The 19,260-nt window shown below is 64.4% G+C and carries 13 protein-coding genes and 2 rRNA genes; 8 read left to right on the forward strand and 7 right to left on the reverse strand.

Features of this window, described 5'->3' with window-relative positions; translation table 11 throughout:
* The first annotated feature begins 6 nt into the window (after positions 1-6).
* The 3 genes from ToN1_RS17525 to ToN1_RS17535 all read left to right on the forward strand — a co-directional run bounded on the left by ToN1_RS17525 (position 7) and on the right by ToN1_RS17535 (position 3,880).
* Positions 7-2,890 (forward strand): 23S ribosomal RNA (locus ToN1_RS17525).
* Between the two features lie 87 nt (positions 2,891-2,977).
* Positions 2,978-3,091: ribosomal RNA gene (gene rrf / locus ToN1_RS17530) — 5S ribosomal RNA — on the forward strand.
* A 369-nt stretch (positions 3,092-3,460) separates the two neighbouring features.
* On the forward strand, positions 3,461-3,880 hold the full coding sequence (locus ToN1_RS17535; RefSeq protein WP_169206243.1) for a VOC family protein: 420 nt from the start codon (positions 3,461-3,463) through the stop codon (positions 3,878-3,880).
* A 78-nt stretch (positions 3,881-3,958) separates the two neighbouring features.
* Here the strand turns inward: ToN1_RS17535 and hutC are convergent, their stop codons facing one another.
* From hutC to hutI, 5 genes are all read right to left on the reverse strand, one after another.
* Positions 3,959-4,672 (reverse strand): histidine utilization transcriptional repressor HutC, encoded by a 714-nt coding sequence (hutC, locus tag ToN1_RS17540; RefSeq protein ID WP_169206244.1) that lies wholly within the window; start codon positions 4,670-4,672, stop codon positions 3,959-3,961.
* 127 nt (positions 4,673-4,799) lie between these two features.
* The gene (hutH, locus tag ToN1_RS17545; protein WP_210148147.1) at positions 4,800-6,350 is read right to left on the reverse strand and encodes a histidine ammonia-lyase; all 1,551 of its coding nucleotides are present in this window, start codon (positions 6,348-6,350) and stop codon (positions 4,800-4,802) included.
* Between the two features lie 10 nt (positions 6,351-6,360).
* Positions 6,361-8,064: a urocanate hydratase gene (hutU, locus tag ToN1_RS17550; RefSeq protein ID WP_169206245.1), complete on the reverse strand. Its 1,704-nt coding sequence runs from the start codon at positions 8,062-8,064 to the stop codon at positions 6,361-6,363.
* A gap of 41 nt (positions 8,065-8,105) precedes the next feature.
* Positions 8,106-9,047, reverse strand: coding sequence for a formimidoylglutamase (hutG, locus tag ToN1_RS17555; RefSeq protein ID WP_169206246.1), 942 nt, complete (start codon positions 9,045-9,047; stop codon positions 8,106-8,108).
* Positions 9,037-10,251 carry an imidazolonepropionase gene (gene hutI / locus ToN1_RS17560; RefSeq protein ID WP_169206247.1) on the reverse strand — a complete coding sequence of 405 codons (1,215 nt, stop codon included), beginning with the start codon at positions 10,249-10,251 and terminating at the stop codon, positions 9,037-9,039. The genes hutG and hutI overlap by 11 nt, the downstream gene beginning before the upstream one ends.
* Positions 10,252-10,612: 361 nt before the next feature.
* Here hutI and ToN1_RS25045 point away from each other — a divergent pair, with 361 nt between their 5' ends.
* Positions 10,613-10,714 (forward strand): HutD family protein, encoded by a 102-nt coding sequence (locus ToN1_RS25045; protein WP_210147850.1) that lies wholly within the window; start codon positions 10,613-10,615, stop codon positions 10,712-10,714.
* A 16-nt stretch (positions 10,715-10,730) separates the two neighbouring features.
* On the opposite strand, the gene ToN1_RS17570 is transcribed toward ToN1_RS25045, so the two are convergent.
* A complete protein-coding gene (locus ToN1_RS17570) occupies positions 10,731-11,162 on the reverse strand; it encodes an Lrp/AsnC family transcriptional regulator (protein ID WP_169206249.1) in 432 nt (143 codons plus the stop codon).
* A 148-nt stretch (positions 11,163-11,310) separates the two neighbouring features.
* Here ToN1_RS17570 and ToN1_RS17575 point away from each other — a divergent pair, with 148 nt between their 5' ends.
* A complete protein-coding gene (locus ToN1_RS17575) occupies positions 11,311-12,387 on the forward strand; it encodes an ornithine cyclodeaminase (protein ID WP_169206250.1) in 1,077 nt (358 codons plus the stop codon).
* A gap of 92 nt (positions 12,388-12,479) precedes the next feature.
* Here ToN1_RS17575 and gcvA read toward each other — a convergent pair whose 3' ends face one another.
* On the reverse strand, positions 12,480-13,406 hold the full coding sequence (gcvA, locus tag ToN1_RS17580) for a transcriptional regulator GcvA (RefSeq protein ID WP_169206251.1): 927 nt from the start codon (positions 13,404-13,406) through the stop codon (positions 12,480-12,482).
* Positions 13,407-13,606: 200 nt separating this feature from the next.
* On the opposite strand from gcvA, the gene ToN1_RS17585 reads away from it, so the two are divergent.
* The 3 genes from ToN1_RS17585 to ToN1_RS17595 all read left to right on the forward strand — a co-directional run bounded on the left by ToN1_RS17585 (position 13,607) and on the right by ToN1_RS17595 (position 19,195).
* Positions 13,607-13,795 (forward strand): hypothetical protein, encoded by a 189-nt coding sequence (locus ToN1_RS17585; RefSeq protein ID WP_169206252.1) that lies wholly within the window; start codon positions 13,607-13,609, stop codon positions 13,793-13,795.
* A gap of 74 nt (positions 13,796-13,869) precedes the next feature.
* A complete protein-coding gene (locus ToN1_RS17590) occupies positions 13,870-15,216 on the forward strand; it encodes a DUF3422 family protein (protein WP_169206253.1) in 1,347 nt (448 codons plus the stop codon).
* Between the two features lie 604 nt (positions 15,217-15,820).
* Positions 15,821-19,195, forward strand: coding sequence for an EAL domain-containing protein (locus tag ToN1_RS17595; protein WP_169206254.1), 3,375 nt, complete (start codon positions 15,821-15,823; stop codon positions 19,193-19,195).
* Positions 19,196-19,260 lie beyond the last annotated feature (65 nt).

Genomic DNA, 19,260 nt, shown 5'->3' on the forward strand with positions numbered 1-19,260 from the left:
TTATAGGATCAAGCGACTAAGTGCATGTGGTGGATGCCTTGGCGATCACAGGCGATGAAGGACGTGCAAGCCTGCGAAAAGCGGGGGGGAGCTGGCAATGGAGCTTTGATCCCCCGATGTCCGAATGGGGAAACCCACTCCTTTTGGAGTATCCCTGGCTGAATACATAGGCCAGAGGAGGCGAACGCGGCGAACTGAAACATCTAAGTAGCCGCAGGAACAGAAATCAACCGAGATTCCCCAAGTAGTGGCGAGCGAACGGGGAGCAGCCTGCACGACTAAACCATTTACTTAGCAGAACGGTCTGGAAAGTCCGACAACACAGGGTGATAGTCCCGTATGCGAAAAGTAGGTGGCGGGTCTGAGCGTGCGACAAGTAGGGCGGGACACGAGAAATCCTGTCTGAAGATGGGGGGACCATCCTCCAAGGCTAAATACTCGTGATCGACCGATAGTGAACCAGTACCGTGAGGGAAAGGCGAAAAGAACCCCGGGAGGGGAGTGAAATAGATCCTGAAACCGCATGCATACAAACAGTGGGAGCCTCCTTGTGGGGTGACTGCGTACCTTTTGTATAATGGGTCAGCGACTTACGTTCAGTAGCGAGCTTAACCGAATAGGGGAGGCGTAGGGAAACCGAGTCTGATAAGGGCGACATAGTTGCTGGGCGTAGACCCGAAACCGGATGATCTATCCATGGCCAGGATGAAGGTGCCGTAACAGGTACTGGAGGTCCGAACCCACTAATGTTGAAAAATTAGGGGATGAGCTGTGGATAGGGGTGAAAGGCTAAACAAATCCGGAAATAGCTGGTTCTCCCCGAAAACTATTTAGGTAGTGCGTCGTACGGACACTTGCGGGGGTAGAGCACTGTAATCGTTGGGGGGGTCACTGCGATCTACCCCGCGATAGCAAACTCCGAATACCGCAAAGTGATATACGGCAGACAGTCCTGGGGTGCTAACGTCCTGGGACAAGAGGGAAACAACCCAGACCGCCAGCTAAGGTCCCAAATACATGGCTAAGTGGGAAACGAAGTGGGAAGGCATAGACAGCTAGGAGGTTGGCTTAGAAGCAGCCACCCTTTAAAGAAAGCGTAATAGCTCACTAGTCGAGTCGTCCTGCGCGGAAGATGTAACGGGGCTCAAGCCATGAACCGAAGCTGCGGATCTCGAAAGAGATGGTAGGGGAGCGTTCCGTAAGCCTGCGAAGGTGTCTCGAGAGGGATGCTGGAGGTATCGGAAGTGCGAATGCTGACATGAGTAGCGATAAAGGGTGTGAAAAGCACCCTCGCCGAAAGCCCAAGGTTTCCTGCGCAACGTTCATCGACGCAGGGTGAGTCGGCCCCTAAGGCGAGGCAGAAATGCGTAGTCGATGGGAAACGGGTCAATATTCCCGTACCGGTTTTAGATGCGATGGGGGGACGGAGAAGGTTAGGTCAGCCGGGTGTTGGACGTCCCGGTTTAAGCGTGTAGGCGTGCCCCGTAGGCAAATCCGCGGGGCTGAGCCAAGGCGTGATGACGAGGTCTCTTCGAGACCGAAGTGATTGATACCATGCTTCCAGGAAAAGCCTCTAAGCTTCAGTCTAAAATCGACCGTACCGCAAACCGACACAGGTGGGCAGGAAGAAAATTCTAAGGCGCTTGAGAGAACTCAGGAGAAGGAACTCGGCAAATTGATACCGTAACTTCGGGAGAAGGTATGCCCCATTAGCTTGTAGGAGTACATCCGAAGGGCGAAGGGGCCGCAGAGAATCGGTGGCTGCGACTGTTTATTAAAAACACAGCACTCTGCAAACACGAAAGTGGACGTATAGGGTGTGACGCCTGCCCGGTGCCGGAAGGTTAAGTGATGGGGTGCAAGCTCTTGATCGAAGCCCCGGTAAACGGCGGCCGTAACTATAACGGTCCTAAGGTAGCGAAATTCCTTGTCGGGTAAGTTCCGACCTGCACGAATGGCGTAACGATGGCCACACTGTCTCCTCCTGAGACTCAGCGAAGTTGAAATGTTTGTGAAGATGCAATCTCCCCGCGGCTAGACGGAAAGACCCCATGAACCTTTACTGTAGCTTTGCATTGGACTTTGACGGGACTTGTGTAGGATAGGTGGGAGGCTTTGAAGCGGTGACGCCAGTTGCCGTGGAGCCAACCTTGAAATACCACCCTGGTGTCGTTGAGGTTCTAACCTGGGCCCGTGAATCCGGGTCGGGGACCGTGCATGGCAGGCAGTTTGACTGGGGCGGTCTCCTCCCAAAAGGTAACGGAGGAGTACGAAGGTCGCCTAGGTACGGTCGGACATCGTACTGATAGTGCAATGGCAAAAGGCGGCTTGACTGCGAGACCGACAAGTCGAGCAGGTGCGAAAGCAGGTCATAGTGATCCGGTGGTTCTGTATGGAAGGGCCATCGCTCAACGGATAAAAGGTACTCTGGGGATAACAGGCTGATTCCGCCCAAGAGTTCACATCGACGGCGGAGTTTGGCACCTCGATGTCGGCTCATCACATCCTGGGGCTGTAGCCGGTCCCAAGGGTATGGCTGTTCGCCATTTAAAGTGGTACGTGAGCTGGGTTTAAAACGTCGTGAGACAGTTTGGTCCCTATCTGCCGTGGGCGCTGGAAGTTTGAGAGGACCTGCTCCTAGTACGAGAGGACCGGAGTGGACGTACCCCTGGTGTACCGGTTGTGACGCCAGTCGCATCGCCGGGTAGCTAAGTACGGAAGAGATAACCGCTGAAAGCATCTAAGCGGGAAACTCGCCTCAAGATGAGACTTCCCCGGGGCCTCGAGCCCCCTGAAGGGTCGTTGAAGACCACAACGTTGATAGGTCGGGTGTGGAAGCGCAGTAATGCGTTAAGCTAACCGATACTAATTGCCCGTGAGGCTTGATCCTATAACCCTGGATCACAGCGAACTCAACACGCCATACAATCACACACCCCACACACTCCCTACTTCTCCCCTTTGTGACCCCTTACAGTCTGACGACCATAGCGTCCCGGAACCACTCCTTCCCATCCCGAACAGGACAGTGAAACAGGACCGCGCCGATGATAGTGCTCTCCTTGAGTGCGAAAGTAGGTCATCGACAGACTAACTATTCCAAAAAAGCCGCTCAACCTCATCCGGTCGAGCGGCTTTTTTACGTCCACACACGCCGTTCGCTTGCTTGCGGCACGTTCGGCGCCTTCCGATACGCACTGTCTTTCCCTCGTGACATGGAGCGCCAGAATTGGCGGCCCGTAGATGGCGCGAGGGGGTCGAACACTGTCACAGTTTCGTGCTGGCAGGGCTCGATGCTGGCACATATAAAGCTAATTGGCGTCAGGTAGGACGTGCGTATTGAGCAAGGGGGATAACGGTGTCGCCTGACAGACGGGGCGGCGCGTGCCCAGCGTCTCGCGTGCGCGATACGGAGCAGGAGGGCGTCGTCGGTTCGTTGGTGTGTGAGAGGAGGAATGTGATGCTGGTTCAACCGTACCTGTTTTTCGATGGTCGTTGTGACGAGGCGATAGCGTTCTATCGGGAGGTGCTCGGGGCTGAGGTGACGATGTTGATGCGTTTTCGTGATAGCCCGGATCCGCCGCCCCCTGGTGCTTTGCCGCCGGGATTCGAGGACAAGGTGATGCACGCGAATCTACGCGTCGGCGAGACCGAGGTGATGGTATCGGATGGCCCCTGCACGGGCGGACCGGGCTTTCGCGGCTTTGCGCTGACCGCGAGCCTCCCGGACGAGGCTGAAGCGGAGCGTGTCTTCGCTGCGCTCGCTGACGGCGGACAAGTTCAGATGGCACTCGAGAGGACTTTCTGGTCTCCGCGCTTCGGCATGCTTACCGACCGATTCGGCGTGGCGTGGATGGTGATGGCGATGCCCAACGAGTAGGACACGTTCGAGGCGGAACGGGTGTGTTCCGCCGTGTCTCAGGTGTACGGGCACCGTTGCGATTCGCCAGGTGTGGCGTCAAAGGCGGGTGCGCAGCGTGGAGCGCAGTTTGTAGCGGTCTCCGGGGTGAGTCAGGCGTGCGTAGCTGATGAGGTGTTCGTCGGACCAAGTGCGCCGAATCATCAACAGGCACGGGGTGATGGTGGTGATGTCGAGCGCGGCCGCGGTCTGCGGGTCCGCGAGGATGGCCTCGACGACGTGTTCAACATCGGAGATCGGGCAGGCTGCGACGAGGACTTCGTTCGGGGTGTGGCGCGAAAAATCGGTCTTGAGGTAGTCGGGTACCCACTTGGGATTGACGAAACGTTCCTCGAGCTGGATCGGCACGTCGTTTTCGCGATGAACGATCATGGTGTGGAAGACTCGGGTGCCGAGGCGAACGCCGAGACGAAGGGCAACTTCATCGTCGGCCTCGATGGCCTCGCGGGACAGTACGGTGTTGCCGTATGTATTGCCGCGGCCGCGGACCTCGGCTGCGATATTGAGCACTTCGTGGAGGGAGGACTCGGCCTTGCGGTCGGTGACGAAGGTGCCGAGCCCTGGCTGACGCACGAGGTATCCGCCCTGGACGAGATCGCGGATCGCCTTGTTGGCGGTCATGCGGCTGACGTGGAAATCGCGAGCGAGCTGTTCTTCCGGCGGGATCTGGTGATTGACCGGATAGGTGCCGCTGCGAATCTTTTCGAGCAGAAATTCCTCGATCTGGCGGTAGCGGGGGACAGGGCTGGCCACGGCCGTTCCTTTTGCAGCGAATGTGATATTCGCCATCATACAGCCGGCGACCTCGGGTGGCATGCAATGTGGGTGACGGTCCGGGCCCCGGTTGCGCGAGGAGCCCGGCGGGTCGTTGGCGATGGGGCTACGTGAGCGAGGGTAGCAGGCCGCGGGGCATCAGGCCGGACAGCACGCGTGTCTGGAGCAGGTTCGTCGCAGCAGCAATGTCGGGCGCGAAGTAGCGGTCGACCTCATAGAACGGCACCTTTGCACGTAGCGCGGCACGCGCCTCTTCCAGCTTCGGCGAACTCTTGTGACCGTCGCGGAAGTCGAGGCCCTGGCAGGCGGCGAGCCATTCGACGGCGAGGATGCCGCGCACGTTGTCGGCCATCGCCCACAGGCGGCGGCCGGCATTGGGGGCCATCGAGACGTGGTCTTCCTGGTTGGCCGAGGTCGGCAGGCTGTCGACGCTGGCCGGATGGGCGAGCGCCTTGTTGTCGCTGGCGAGGGCGGCGGCGGTGACCTGCGCGATCATGAAGCCTGAGTTCACGCCGCCGTTGGCGACGAGGAAGGCGGGCAACTGGGACATGTTCTTGTCCATCATCAGCGAGATCCGCCGCTCGGCGAGTGCGCCGATTTCGGCGATGGCGAGCGCGAGGTTGTCGGCGGCCATCGCCACGGGTTCGGCATGGAAGTTGCCGCCGGAGAGGATGTCGTCTTCGTCGGCGAACACCAGTGGGTTGTCGGACACCGCGTTGGCTTCAACCGCCAGCACCTCGGCGGCCTGGCGGACTTGCGTGAGGCAGGCGCCCATGACCTGCGGTTGGCAGCGCAGCGAGTAGGGGTCCTGCACCTTGCCGCAGGCGACGTGCGACTGCGCGATCTCGCTGGTGTCCTCCAGCAGGTGGCGGTAGGCCGCGGCCGCGTCGATCTGGCCGCGCTGGCCGCGCGCGGCGTGGATGCGGGCGTCGAACGGCACGCGCGAGCCGAGCGCGGCTTCGACGGTGAGGCTGCCGCAGACGGTGGAGGCAGCGAACAGATCTTCGGCGTCGAAGAGGCCGCGCAGCGCGTAAGCGGTGGAGACTTGCGTGCCGTTGAGGAGCGCGAGGCCTTCCTTGGCGGCCAGCGTCAGCGGCTCGAGTCCGGCCACGGCGAGCGCCTCGACGGCGTGCAGCCATTTGCCCTGATGGCGCGCACGGCCTTCGCCGAGCAGCGTGAGCGACAGGTGGGCGAGCGGGGCGAGGTCACCCGAGGCGCCGACCGAGCCCTTAGCCGGGATCTCGGGATAGACGCCCACATTGAGCAGGGCGATCAGCGCGTCGATGACCCGGCGGCGGATGCCGGAGAAGCCGCGGGCGAGGCTATTCACCTTGAGCAGCATGATCAGGCGCACGGTTGCGTCGTCGAGGGCTTCGCCGACGCCGCAGGCGTGCGACAGCACCAGCGAGCGCTGCAGGATCTCGAGGTCCTCGTGCGCGATGCGGGTCTGCGCGAGCAGGCCGAAGCCGGTGTTGATGCCGTAGGCGACGCGGTCCTCGTCGATCACGCGGCGCACGCAGGCAACGCTGCGTTCGATGGCGTCGGAGGCGCTGTCGGGCAGGGTGACGCGGATCGGGTGCTCGTAGGCTTGGCGCAACTGGGCCAGCGTCAGCTCGCCGGGGACGAGCGTGAGTTCAATGCTCGGGTCGAAAGTCATTTCGGTCACCTCAGGCTCCTTTCACGGCGTCGAGCATGGGCAGGTCCAGCCCGTTGTCGCGCGCGCAGTCGCGGGCAATATCGTAGCCGGCATCGGCGTGACGCATCACGCCGGTGCCCGGGTCATTGCGCAGCACGCGGCCGAGGCGGGCGTGGGCTTCGGGCGTGCCGTCGGCGACGATCACGACACCCGCATGTTGAGAGTAGCCCATGCCGACGCCGCCGCCGTGGTGCAGCGAGACCCAGGTCGCGCCGCCGGCGGTGTTGAGCAGCGCATTCAGCAGCGGCCAGTCGGAGACTGCATCCGAGCCGTCGAGCATGCTCTCGGTCTCGCGGTTGGGGCTCGCGACCGAACCCGAGTCGAGGTGGTCGCGGCCGATCACGATCGGGGCCTTCAGCTCGCCCTTGGCGACCATCTCGTTGAAGGCCTGGCCGAGGCGGGCGCGGTCCTTCAGGCCGACCCAGCAGATGCGCGCGGGCAGGCCCTGGAAGCTGATGCGCTCGCGCGCCATGTCGAGCCAGTGATGCAGGTGCGGGTTGTCCGGGATCAGTTCCTTGACCTTGGCGTCGGTCTTGTAGATATCCTCGGGATCGCCGGAGAGCGCGACCCAGCGGAAGGGGCCGATGCCCTCGCAGAACAGCGGGCGGATGTAGGCGGGCACGAAGCCCGGGAAATCGAAGGCGTTGGTCACGCCTTCCTCGAAGGCCATCTGGCGGATGTTGTTGCCGTAGTCGAAGGTCGGGATGCCGCGCTCATTGAAGGCGAGCATCGCGCGCACGTGCTGCGCCATCGAACGCTTCGCGGCGGCGACGACGGCCTCGGGCTCGCGTTGGCCGCGTGCGACGTATTCGTCCCAGGTCCAGCCGGAGGGCAGGTAGCCGTGCAGCGGATCGTGGGCGCTGGTCTGGTCGGTGACCATGTCCGGGCGTACCTCGCGGCGCACGAGTTCGGGCAGGATGTCGGCCGCGTTGCCGCACAGGGCGATCGACTTGGCGACGCCGCGCTGGGTGTAGCGCGCGATGCGGGCCAGTGCGTCGTCGAGGTTCGTGGCCTGTTCGTCGACGTAGCGGGTGCGCAGGCGGAAGTCGATGCGCGACTGCTGGCATTCGATGTTCAGCGAGCAAGCGCCGGCGAGCGTCGCGGCGAGCGGTTGCGCGCCGCCCATGCCGCCGAGGCCGGCGGTGAGCACCCAGCGGCCCGCGAGGTCGCCGCCGTAGTGCTGACGTCCGGCTTCGACGAAGGTCTCATATGTGCCCTGTACGATGCCCTGCGAGCCGATGTAGATCCAGGAGCCGGCGGTCATCTGGCCGTACATCATCAGGCCCTTGCGGTCGAGCTCGTTGAAGTGCTCCCAGTTCGCCCAGGCGGGGACGAGGTTGGAGTTCGCGAGCAGCACGCGCGGGGCGTCACGGTGGGTTTCGAACACGCCGACGGGCTTGCCGGACTGGATCAGCAGGGTCTGGTTGTCCTCCAGCCGGCGCAGGACTTCGACGATCTTGTCGAAGCAGGCCCAGTCGCGCGCGGCGCGGCCGATTCCGCCGTAGACGACGAGGTCGGCGGGGTTTTCGGCGACGTTCGGATCGAGGTTGTTCATCAGCATGCGTAGCGGGGCTTCGGTGAGCCAACTCTTGCAGCTGACCGCGGTGCCGGTCGGCGCCGCGATGTGACGGCCGGGGTCGTGGCGGGAGGCGTGGCAGGGGATGGGGGTGGTCATCGTGTTCTCCTTCGATGTGTCTGGATTTGACGGCCTTGGATTCAGCCGTTCAGGGTCAAGGTGTGGATCAGTCGCGCGGCGACACGCGCCGTGCGCTGGTCGATGTCGAATGCAGGGTTGAGCTCGGCGAGGTCGGCGAGCCGGAGTTTGTCGCCGTCGCGCACGTGCTCGACGAGCGGTTCCAACAGCGCGAGCGACACCCCCCGCGCGGCCGGGGCGCTGACGCCAGGGGCCTCGCAGGCGGGCAGCACGTCGAGGTCGATGGTGAGATAGACGTGGTCGCACACGCCGATGAAGGCATCGAGTTCGCGGCCGATCTGCGCGAGGCTCATCGGCGTGATCTCGCGGTCCTCGCGGATCAGCACGTCGAGTTCGGTGGCGCGGCGGAACAGCGCGCGCGTGTTCGAGGCGCGGCTCACGCCGAGGCAGGCGTAGCGGAAGGGCCAGCCGCGCGCCGCACAATCCTCGGCGATCTGCGCGAAGGGGGTGCCGGACGAATGCGCATGAGCCGGGTCGCGCAGATCGAAATGGGCGTCGAAGTTGACGATGCCGATGCGCGGGGCGCTCTCCAGTGTGGCGAGATGGCGGGCGAGGCCCTGCCAGCTGCCCCACGCGACCTCGTGACCGCCGCCGAGGACGATCGGAAGATGACCGGTGGCGAGCAGGGCGGAGACGTTCTCGGCGAGTCGTGTCTGTGCGGCATCGAGATCGCCGTCCTCGCAGCAGACGTCGCCCGCGTCGTAGGCCGGGCCTTCGCGGTGCCAGGCGAGGTTCGCGAGTGCCTTGCGGATCGCCGTGGGAGCCGCCGCTGCGCCGGAGCGGCCGTGATTGCGGCGCACGCCCTCGTCGCACGCGAAGCCGAGGACGGCCACGCCGGGCGCAGCGGCCCCGAGCGGGCGGATCGCCTGATGCCAGCGCAGGGTGTCGGCCTCCGGATCGGTGCGCCCGGTCCAGGGGGCCGTGTCGATGCGGTCAGCGCTCATCGGTGAGCCTCCCGTCGAAGACGCGCTGGCGCAGGCGTCCCGGCTGCACCGCGTAGGCGAGCTCGTTGGGGCTTGAGACGTCCCACACGCACAGATCCGCGCGCAGCCCCTCGGCGATGCGCCCGCCGTCGGTCAGCCCGAGCGCGCGGGCGGCGTTGGCGGTCATGCCCGCGAGAGCCTCGCACGGGGTCAGGCGGAACAGCGTGCAGGCGAGGTTGAGCATCAAGGTGGGCATGAACATCGGGGAACTGCCGGGGTTGGCGTCGGTTGCGACGGCGATGGGCACGCCGTGGCGGCGCAGGGCGTCGACCGGCGGCAACTGCGTTTCGCGCAGCGTCAGAAAGGCGCCCGGCAGGAGCGTCGCGACCGTGCCGGCTTCGGCCAGGGCGCGCACACCGACTTCGTCGAGGTACTCGACGTGGTCGGCCGACAGCGCACCGTGGCGCGCCGCGAGCGCCCCGCCGCCAAGGTTCGAGAGCTGCTCGGCGTGCGCCTTCACGTGCAGGCCGTGGCGCGCGGCGGCCTCGAACACGCGTTCGCATTGCGCGGGGCTGAACGCGATGCCCTCGCAGAACACGTCGACCGCGTCGGCGAGTCCTTCGGATGCGGCGGCGGGGATCATCTCCTCGCAAACGAGGCGGATGTAGCCATCCTTGTCGTCCTGGTATTCGGGGGGGAGGGCGTGGGCACCGAGCAGCGTCGTCGCGACGCGCACGGGCAAGGTCTCTCCCAGGCGCCGCGCGACGCGCAGCATCTTCAGCTCGTCGGCCACCGTGAGGCCGTAGCCGGACTTGATCTCCACCGTGGTGACGCCGTCGGCCATCAGGGCGCCGAGCCGCGGCAGGGCCGTGGCGAGGAGTTCGTCCTCGCTGGCTGCACGCGTCGCGCGCACGGTGCTGAGGATGCCGCCGCCGGACTGGGCGATCTCGGCATAGCTCGCGCCTGCGAGGCGGCGGGCGAACTCGTCGGCGCGGTTGCCGGCGAACACGAGGTGGGTATGGCAGTCGATGAGGCCGGGGGTCATGACGCCGCCGCGGCCCATTTCCGTTGCGCCGTCGAGGTCGGCGGCAGTCAGCGCATCGCTCGCGCACAGCCTCGCGATGCGGCCACGATCGACCAGTACCGCCATCGGTGCGGGGAGTTGATGTCTGCCGTCGAAGATCGTCAGATCGCGCCAGAGCAGACGGGGGTGAGCCGGGGGCATCGGTGAGCCTCTGTGTTTGCGATGTTGTATATACAATAGAATCGCTACGACGAGGCGTCAAGAAGAAATTTTTGCGGAACTGCCCATCCGGATTCCGGTGCCATCGCCGCTCTGCGATTCTGCCGCTAACGCTCAGAATGTTGGGCGCCTGGCGCAGGATCGCAGGGGTGGCGAGATCGCTTCGGGGCGCGGGTGAGATTACTTCCTCCTCGTGTCCGTGCGTCGGTCGCCAGTGTCAGCTTGGGGCTAATTAGAAATGTATAGACAGATGGAGATTGGACGGAGACACCCGGTCGCCGAGAGGAAAACGCCGGGCGAGGGGCGGAAGCTGTCGAGGCTTGCAGCCGGGGCGGATCGGGGAATGCTGTGGAAGAACGGCGGAGGCGTGACTCTGGAAGTCGCCCTCCAGCCGGCCGGTGCAGGGCTGACGGACTTCGACTGGCGCGTCAGCAGTGCGCCCTGAAGGCTGCGCCCATCGCTCAGGAGCTTTCGCCGCGGTAGCTCGCGAGGTGGATGCTGGTTTCCGTGTGCTGGATGCTGCGGATCAACCGGATGCGTTCGAGCACGTTCGACAGCTCCGTGAGGTTCTCCGCGCGCAGCTCCGCGAGCAGGTCCCAGCGGCCGTTGGTGTCGTGCAGCGATGCGACGCCCGGCTCGCCGAGCAGGCTGGCGATCACGGAGCGCGTCTCGTTGCCGGCGACGACGATGCTCATCCACGCGCGGATCTCGTTCGGCTGCGAGTCGGGCCGTAGCTTCACCGTGTAGCCGACGATGATCCCGTCGTTTTCGAGCTTGGTGATGCGGTTCGTGACGGTGCCGCGCGACACCTTCAACTTGTGTGCGAGGTTCGCGACGCTCATCCGCGCGTCGTTGCGCAGGAGGCTGATCAGTTGCTGGTCCAGGCTGTCCATTTTGTCGAACTGTCAGTAATGGTTATCGAAATGACCACTTTTTTATCAAAATAGCACAGTTGGTGTCATTTTTATTGACGCGGAACTGGTCGATCATGTCCTCAGTGAATCACAAGGCATCACGCCATACACCAGTGAGGACGAGACCATGAGAACGAGTAACCGCATCCCCACCCGCTTCCTCAGTGCCGAGCGCGCCGCAGAGCTCGTCGCTGCCAAAGGTCTCGCGAACTGTCTCGCGGGTATGGCCGAGTACATCCGGGCCGACTTCCTGCGCTGGAACGAGTTCGAGAAGACCGCCCGTGTCGCCAACCATTCGGACGACGGTGTGATCGAACTGATGCCGATCTCGGACGACTCCCTGTACTCCTTCAAGTACGTGAATGGTCATCCGAAGAATCATCGCTTCGGCCTGAGCACGGTGATGGCCTTTGGCGTGCTGGCCGACGTCGACACCGGCGCGCCGACGCTCGTCAGCGAGCTGACCCTGACCACCGCACTGCGCACCGCCGCGACCTCGGCGATGGCCGCACGCGTGCTGGCGCGTCCCGACAGCAAGCGCATGGCGCTCATCGGTAACGGCGCGCAGAGCGAGTTCCAGGCGTTGGCCTTTCACCACCTGCTGGGCATCACCGAGTTCCATCTTTACGACGTGGATTCCGCGGCGACCGACAAGCTGATGCGCAATCTCGACCGCATGGGCCTCTCTGCGAAGCGCTTTAGCAGCACGCGGGACGCCGTGAAGGGCTGCGACATCGTCACCACCGTGACGGCCGACAAGACCAATGCGACGATCCTGACCGCCGACATGATCGAGCCGGGCATGCACATCAACGGTGTCGGCGGCGACTGCCCGGGCAAGACCGAGCTGCATGCCGACGTGCTGCGCATGGGTCGCGTGTTCTGCGAATTCGAGCCGCAGTCGCGCGTCGAGGGTGACATGCAGCAGATGCCGGCGGACTTCGAGGTGATTGAGTTGTGGAACGTGCTTTCGGGCAAGGTGCCGGGGCGCCTGTTGGCGGACGAAGTGACGGTGTTCGACTCGGTGGGCTTCGCGCTGGAGGACTTCTCGGCGCTGCGCTTCATGGGCGATCTGGCGATGGAGCTGGGTGTCAAGGAGGAGATCTCGCTGATTCCCGACCTGGCCGACCCGAAGAACCTGTTCGGCTCGGTGCCGGTCGCCGCTGCGCCGCGAGCAGTGGTTCGCGAGTTGCAGGTGGCCTGAGGCAAATCGGGGCGGCGTCGACGTGAGGCCGGCCCTCCGCGGCGCTCGGCCATCCGTACCGCTCCGGAGGCAAGGGTTTCCTTCCGCCGTCCTTACGCCGCGCGTTCCGATGCGGGCGTCTGCGCGCGCCGGTAGGCGGCCGCTTCGGCCAGCAGCCAGTCGGTAAAACGGCGCAGCGCCGGGTTCGTGCTCGGCGGGTCGGGGTAGACGAGGTGGTAGCCCGTCTCGGACGGCAGCGGCAGATGGAATGGGATGACGAGCTTCCCCGATTCCAATTCGCTGAGTGCGAGAAAGCGCGGCACGAGCGCCACGCCCAGTCCCGCGCTGGCCGCCTCCACGAGCATCGAGAACAGGTCGAAGCGCGGGCCGCCCATCGCGTCGACGTCCTTCACGCCTGCCGCTTCGAACCAGCGCTGCCACGCGGCGTGACGATTCACCTGATGCAGCAGCGGCAGGCGCGCGAGCTCGCGCGGTTCCGTGCAGGGATGGTCGCGCAGCAGCGCCGGGCTGCACACCGGCACCAACTCCTCGCCGAAGAGCGGGTGTGAGATTGCGCCCGGCCAGGCGGGCGAGCCGAAATGGACCGCCGCATCGAATGCCGTCTCCGTGAAAACGAAGGGGTCGGAACGCGTGGTCAGGTTCACCGTGATTTCCGGATTGGCCGCGTGAAAGTGGGCGAGCCGCGGAATCAGCCAGCGCGAACCGAAGGTCGGGATCACTGCGAGTTCCAGCACGTTGCGCTCGCCGCGGTGCGACATCAGTGAAACCGTATGGCGCTCGAGGCGATCGAGGTCTTCGGCAATGCGCTTTGCGTAGATCGCTCCGGCCTCGGTCAGCGAGATGCGCTTCTTGATACGGTTGAACAGCGGCACGCCGAGATAATCCTCCAGCGACGCGATCTGCTTGCAGACCGCGCTCTGCGTGAGCGACAGCGCGTCGGCTGCGCGCGTGAAACTCAGGTGGCGCGCGGCGGCGTCGAATGCAACGAGCGCCTCGATGCTGGGGATGCGCCGGCGCATGGGTACTTCCTCCGAGTCATGATCTTCGTAGTTTATTTCGTTTGAGCATGTCCGGCGCTTGAACAAGAATTCGCCTCGGCCAGTCGGCACCCCTATAACGACAAACAACGCCAGTACGTGGACAGGGAATGAGGAGCATCGCTCCGGGTAGGCCGATTGATTTCCTTCTTTTCAAGACGCTCGAATCGGAGATTGCAGCAATGATTCCCCAGCAACAGGCAAGCATCAAGGACTTCGCTTTCATCGCCGGCCAGGTCGGCCCAAAGGTCGGCAGCGAACTCGCCAACCGGCTCAAGCGCCGTGTCGACCCGCGCAGCGAGGATTACGCCACTCAGGTCGAGGCGGAGCGCCGCGATCTCGCCGCCGTGATCGTGCTCGGCTACAACTGAGCGTTCGGCGGGCGCGTGGAGCCGGGCGGTCCTGCACCGGACGAAGCTCCGCGCGCCCGTCGCGATATTCCGCGATGAATCTTCCCCGCAGTCTGAATCACCCGCAGCGGCTCGCGCTCGCGAGCGAGATCCACTCCCGCCCTTTCATGGTCATCGCCGCGCCGGCGCGGGTGTCCCACCTCGCGCTCCATTGTGAGGAGGACGGAGGTGGCCAAGGTGGCGATTGGCACGAGCGCACATTGCATGCGTTGTGCGCGCGCTTCGGGGTATCGGGCCCCAAGTCCGGCGCGCAGCACTTCTTCCACGATTTCGGCCACTTCCGCGTCAAGTGGGAGCGGCACACCGAATTCGCCACCTTCACCTTCGTCGATTCCGGGCGCGGCGGGGGGGACTTCGTGCAGACGGCGATGCGTCACGTGCCGATGGACTGGCTCGAATCGCTCGGCGCCTCCGTCATCGTCGCCTCGCACATCCTCGCGGAGAGCGGCGAGCCGCTCGACCTCGCCGACGAACGGCTGCACACGCTGTTCTCGATGCCGCCCCTCGTCGGCAGCCGTGTACTCTCGGGCGGCGAGATCTGGACCGACTTCCAGGTCGGGCCGGACGGCTTCTCGCGCTATCTGGTGCGCGACACGGGTTTGCGCGAGGCGCAGATGGGCCGGCTCGTGCAGCGGATCTGCGAGATCGAGACCTACCTGATGATGGCCTTGCTTGCGCTGCCGCTCGCACGCGAGGGCACCGCCAGCCTCGACGCCATCGATGAGGACCTTGGTCGCGTCGGGACGCGCATGTGCGAACTCGAGATCGACGGCGATGCCGAGCAGCTGCTGCACGAGATCTCGCGACTGGATGCGCGCATGCGGGCGATGGCGCACGAGACCGTCTATCGCTTCAGCGCTGCGCAGGCCTACTACCGCATCGTGCAGGCGCGTATCGGCGAGCTGCGTGAGCAGCGCGTCGAAGGCGTGCCGACGATAGGCGAGTTCATGGAGCGGCGTCTCGCGCCGGCGATGGATACCTGCGTGTCGGTATCCGTGCGGCAGGAGGCGCTCGCCCACAAGGTGAGTCGCGCCAATGACATGCTGCGCACGCGTGTCAATCTCGCGCAGGAGCGGCAGAATCAGGGCGTGCTCGAAAGCCTGAGTCGCAGCGCACGCCTGCAGTTGAGGTTGCAGCAGGCGGTCGAGGGTTTGTCGGTGGTCGCGATCTCGTACTACGGGGTCGGGCTCGCCGCGTATGCGCTGAAGGCGTTAAAGGGCTGGGGTGTCGGAGTGCCGGTGGACCAGGCGGTCGGGTTGGCGCTTCCGCTCGTCGCCGGCGCGACCTGGTTCGGCCTGCGGCGCACGCACGCGCGCCTGCATCGGGTCGGCGAACGGCAGACGCTTCCGGGCGGAGGGTATGCCGCGGCCGTGCACGACTGAGCGGCGCGGGCCATCCGTGTGGCGCTTGATCCGCAGGGGCTTCCATTCGGTATTTGCTCTGTCAATAGTCTGAAAGACGTAGTGGCGGGCAAACGGAAGAGCCGGTTGTAGGTACTTCGGGATACGTCCGATCGGCTGAAAGAGGTATGGACCCGTCACGGCCGAGCACCCATAGTGTGCGCACGACTGCCTGCGTGAGTGCCGTTCGGTTGATCCGGTTCTCCGGATCGCCTGTTCATGGTGGTTCAGCGCGCGACCTCGATGCGCCGCCTATCCCGGCGAGACGAATGTGCGTTGGGCGAAACGGCGGTCGAAAAAATACAAGAAAACTGGAGACAACCCGTTTTGCACGTTCGGGAGCCCGTGCTTTGCATGGAGCCTGACCGCAAAGGGGGTAATTCACAGGATTTCTGAATCCCGTTTCGGGCGCGGTCTTGCCGTGTGGGCAGACCGACGTGAAACGCGGCCCGGGCTCGTCCGATAGACCGGTTTTCCGTGGTCGTGCCGCTCGGCCTTGCGCCGGGGCAGACGTCGTACGTGGGCGCGACACTGGGTGTCGCGGCAACGCCTGATCGAGACGGAAGAGACCGGAAACATGCACGACATGACGACCTCTGCACAATTCCAATCCCCGGGGCTGGGAATCAAGTTCGCGTTGGCGTCCGTGCTGTTCCTGTCCCTGATCGTGGCCAACGCGACGATCATCGACAGCCTGCTGCAAAGACTCCACCACGTCGCCGACACGATCAACGTGGCCGGGCGCATGCGCATGCTCAGCCAGCGTATCGCGCTCCAGGGCGTCCTCGCGCATGAGGGATTCGCGAGCCGAGAGCAGGCGGATTTGGCAGTGCGCGAGTTCGAGACGGGGCTCACGGCGCTCGAGCAGGGGAGGGATGCCTTCGGTTATGCCGTCCGGGTGTCGCCTCCTGCGATCATCGGCGCACTGCGTATCGTCCGTGATACGTGGGCGGACTACAGCGCCGACATAACCGTCCTGCTGCGTCCGGACGGCAAGCGGGATCTTTCGCGGATCGATGTCGAGCATCTGGTCAACGACGCCGCGATCCTCCTGAGCAATCTCGAAGCGGTGGTCGCCGGACTGACGCACCATGCGAACGAGGAAGAGCGAGACGCCAGGTTCTACATGCATGGGCTGGTAGTGCTCGATGCCCTTTTTCTGGGGCTTGCGTTGCTTGCCGTGCGACGTCACATCCTCGTCCCGTTGCGCAAGCTGTCGGCAGTAAGCCGGCGCTTTGCCTGCGGCGATTTCTCCCCGCGACTGGCGATCGCGGGCCATGGCGAGATCGGCCAGCTCGCGGCGGACCTGAATGTGCTCGCCGAGCAGACCGCACACTGCATGCAGCGCATCGACCACGACCGCCGGCAGCTGGAGAATCGGGAAAGCCTGCTGCAGGCGGTCGTCGATACGGTGCCGGACTGCGTCGCGATGATCGACGAGCACGGAAGGGTGCTGAGCATCAATCGCTCCGGGCTCGCGATGATCGAAGCCGAGCAGTCGAACGACATCGTCGGGCGCAAGGTGCGGGAGGTGGTGCCGAGGAAGCACTTCCGCGCGCTGCGCCGCTTGTCCGGTCAGATCTCCGCCAACACTCCGGTCGCGCTCGAGTTCGAGATCGTCGGCTTTGGTGGTACGCAGCGCTGGGTGGACATGCAGGCTGTCCTGTTGTCCGACACGGCCGACCGCGGGCGGATCATCGTCAGCGTGATTCGTGACGTCACCGAGCGTCGCCGCTCAGTCGAACATCTGCGGGTGCTGTCGCGCGCCGTCGAGCAGAGTCCGTCGCTGGTGGTCATTACCGACCGTAACGGTCGCATCGAATACGTGAACCCGAGCGTGACCCGCGTGACCGGCTACGAGGCGCACGAGGTGCTGGGGAAATCGCCGCGCATGTTCAGTTCCGGCAATACCCCGGCCCGGATCTACAAGGACCTGTGGGCCTCCCTGTGCGACGGCAAGGTGTGGCGCGGCGAACTCCTGAATCGGCAGAAAAACGGCGAGCTGTACTGGGCGCACATGGTGGCATCGCCGATCCGTGACGCGCACGACCGCATCACCCATCTGGTCGCGGTGAAGGAGAACCTCACCGAGCGCAAGCAGACCGAGCGCATGCTGCACAAGCTAAATCGCACGCTCAGGCTGCTGACGCATTGCCATGAAGCGTTGGTGCGGATCGGGGAGGAGAACGAGTTGCTGCGCCACATCTGCAACACGATCACGCGGACCGGCGGCTATCGCCTGGCGTGGGCGGGCTTCGCCGAACGCGACGAGCGCATGAGCGTGCGCCCCGTCATGCACGCGGGCTACGAGCAGGGCTATCTCGAGACGCTCGACATCACCTGGAACAGCGCGGTGCGCGAGAACGGCCCGATCGGCAGGGCGGTGCGCACCGGGCGACCGGTGGTGGTGAACAACATCGGCGACGACGAGACCTTCGTGCGCAGCCATGAAGCGCTGGCACGGGACTATCACGCCTGCGTCGGCCTGCCGTTGTGCAAGGACGGGCAGGTGCTGGGGGTGCTGGCGATCTATGCCGACGAGACGGATGCGTTCGACAGCGAGGAAGTCGAACTGCTCGGCAAGCTCGCGGAAAACCTGGCGTATGGCATCGTCTCGCTGCGGACCATGGCGGACCGCAAGCGTTACCAAGCGCAACTTGAATACCAGGCCGGCCACGACAGCCTGACGGGTTTGCCCAACCGGGCGCTGCTTACCGACCGCCTGCAGCAGGTGATCGGGCGCGCGCAGCGCTACCGTCGCAACGCTGCAATCCTGTTCCTCGATCTGGATCACTTCAAGTACGTCAATGACAGTCTCGGCCACAATTCGGGCGACCGCCTGCTGAAGGCGGTTGCCGAGCGCCTGGCCTCGTGCGTGCGCGACGAGGACACGGTTGCGCGCCTCGGTGGCGACGAGTTTGTCGTGGTGTTGCAGGAGGTGGACGGCGAGGAGCAGGTCGCGGCAGCGATTCATCGCATCCAGGAGGCGATGACGGGGGCCTACCCGCTGGACGACAACGAGCTGTACGTGTCGTGCAGCATCGGGGCGAGCATCTGCCCGCGCGACGGCGCCAGCGTCCAGACGCTGCTGATGAACGCGGACACGGCCCTGTACCGGGCGAAAGCCCAGGGGCGCAATAATTTCCAGTTCTATGCCGCGGAGATGAACGCGCACGCCGCCGAACGCATTGCGCTGACGGGAAAGCTGCGCCGGGCGCTGGAGAACCGCGAGTTCGTGCTGCACTTCCAGCCGCAGGTCGATGTCCGGACTTTGCGGATCGTCGGTGCCGAGGCTTTGATACGTTGGCATCACCCCCAGATGGGGCTGGTGTCGCCGGCCCGGTTCATTCCGCTGGCCGAGGAAACCGGAATCATCGTGCCCATGGGCGAATGGGTGTTGCGGAATGCGTGCGAGCAGGCCAGGGCGTGGCTCGACGGTGGTGCGGCGCCGCTGCGCATGTCGGTCAACCTGTCGGCGTGCCAGTTCCGGCAGGAGGGGCTGGCGGCGCTGGTGGCGCGCACGGTGCAGGCCTGCGGGCTTGATCCGGCGCTGCTCGAACTCGAGCTCACCGAGAGCATGCTCATGGAGGACCCCAATGCGGCGATCGCCACGATGCACGAGCTCAAGGCCGTGGGCGTGCGCCTGTCACTCGACGACTTCGGTACTGGATACTCCAGTCTCAACCGTCTGAAGGGATTCCCGATCGATGCCTTGAAGATCGACCGTTCCTTCGTGCGCGACATCACCACCGACCGCACCGATGCCGCAATCACCGCGGCGGTGGTGTCGCTTGCCCACAGTCTGGGTTTGTCCGTGATCGCGGAAGGCGTCGAGGAGGCCGACCAGTTCGAGTGGCTGCGTCGCCAGGGTTGCGACGAGATGCAGGGCTACCACTTCAGCCCGCCGCTGCCGGCCGAGGAGTTCGCCTCCCTGCTCCATACCGACCGCGAGGAGACCTGAGCCGAATCCTTCCGCGATTCCGGAAGTAATTGCACTGCCACACAACAACAAACGGGGACAGCAAC

The organism is Aromatoleum petrolei (assembly GCF_017894385.1).
GTDB classification, from domain to species: domain Bacteria; phylum Pseudomonadota; class Gammaproteobacteria; order Burkholderiales; family Rhodocyclaceae; genus Aromatoleum; species Aromatoleum petrolei.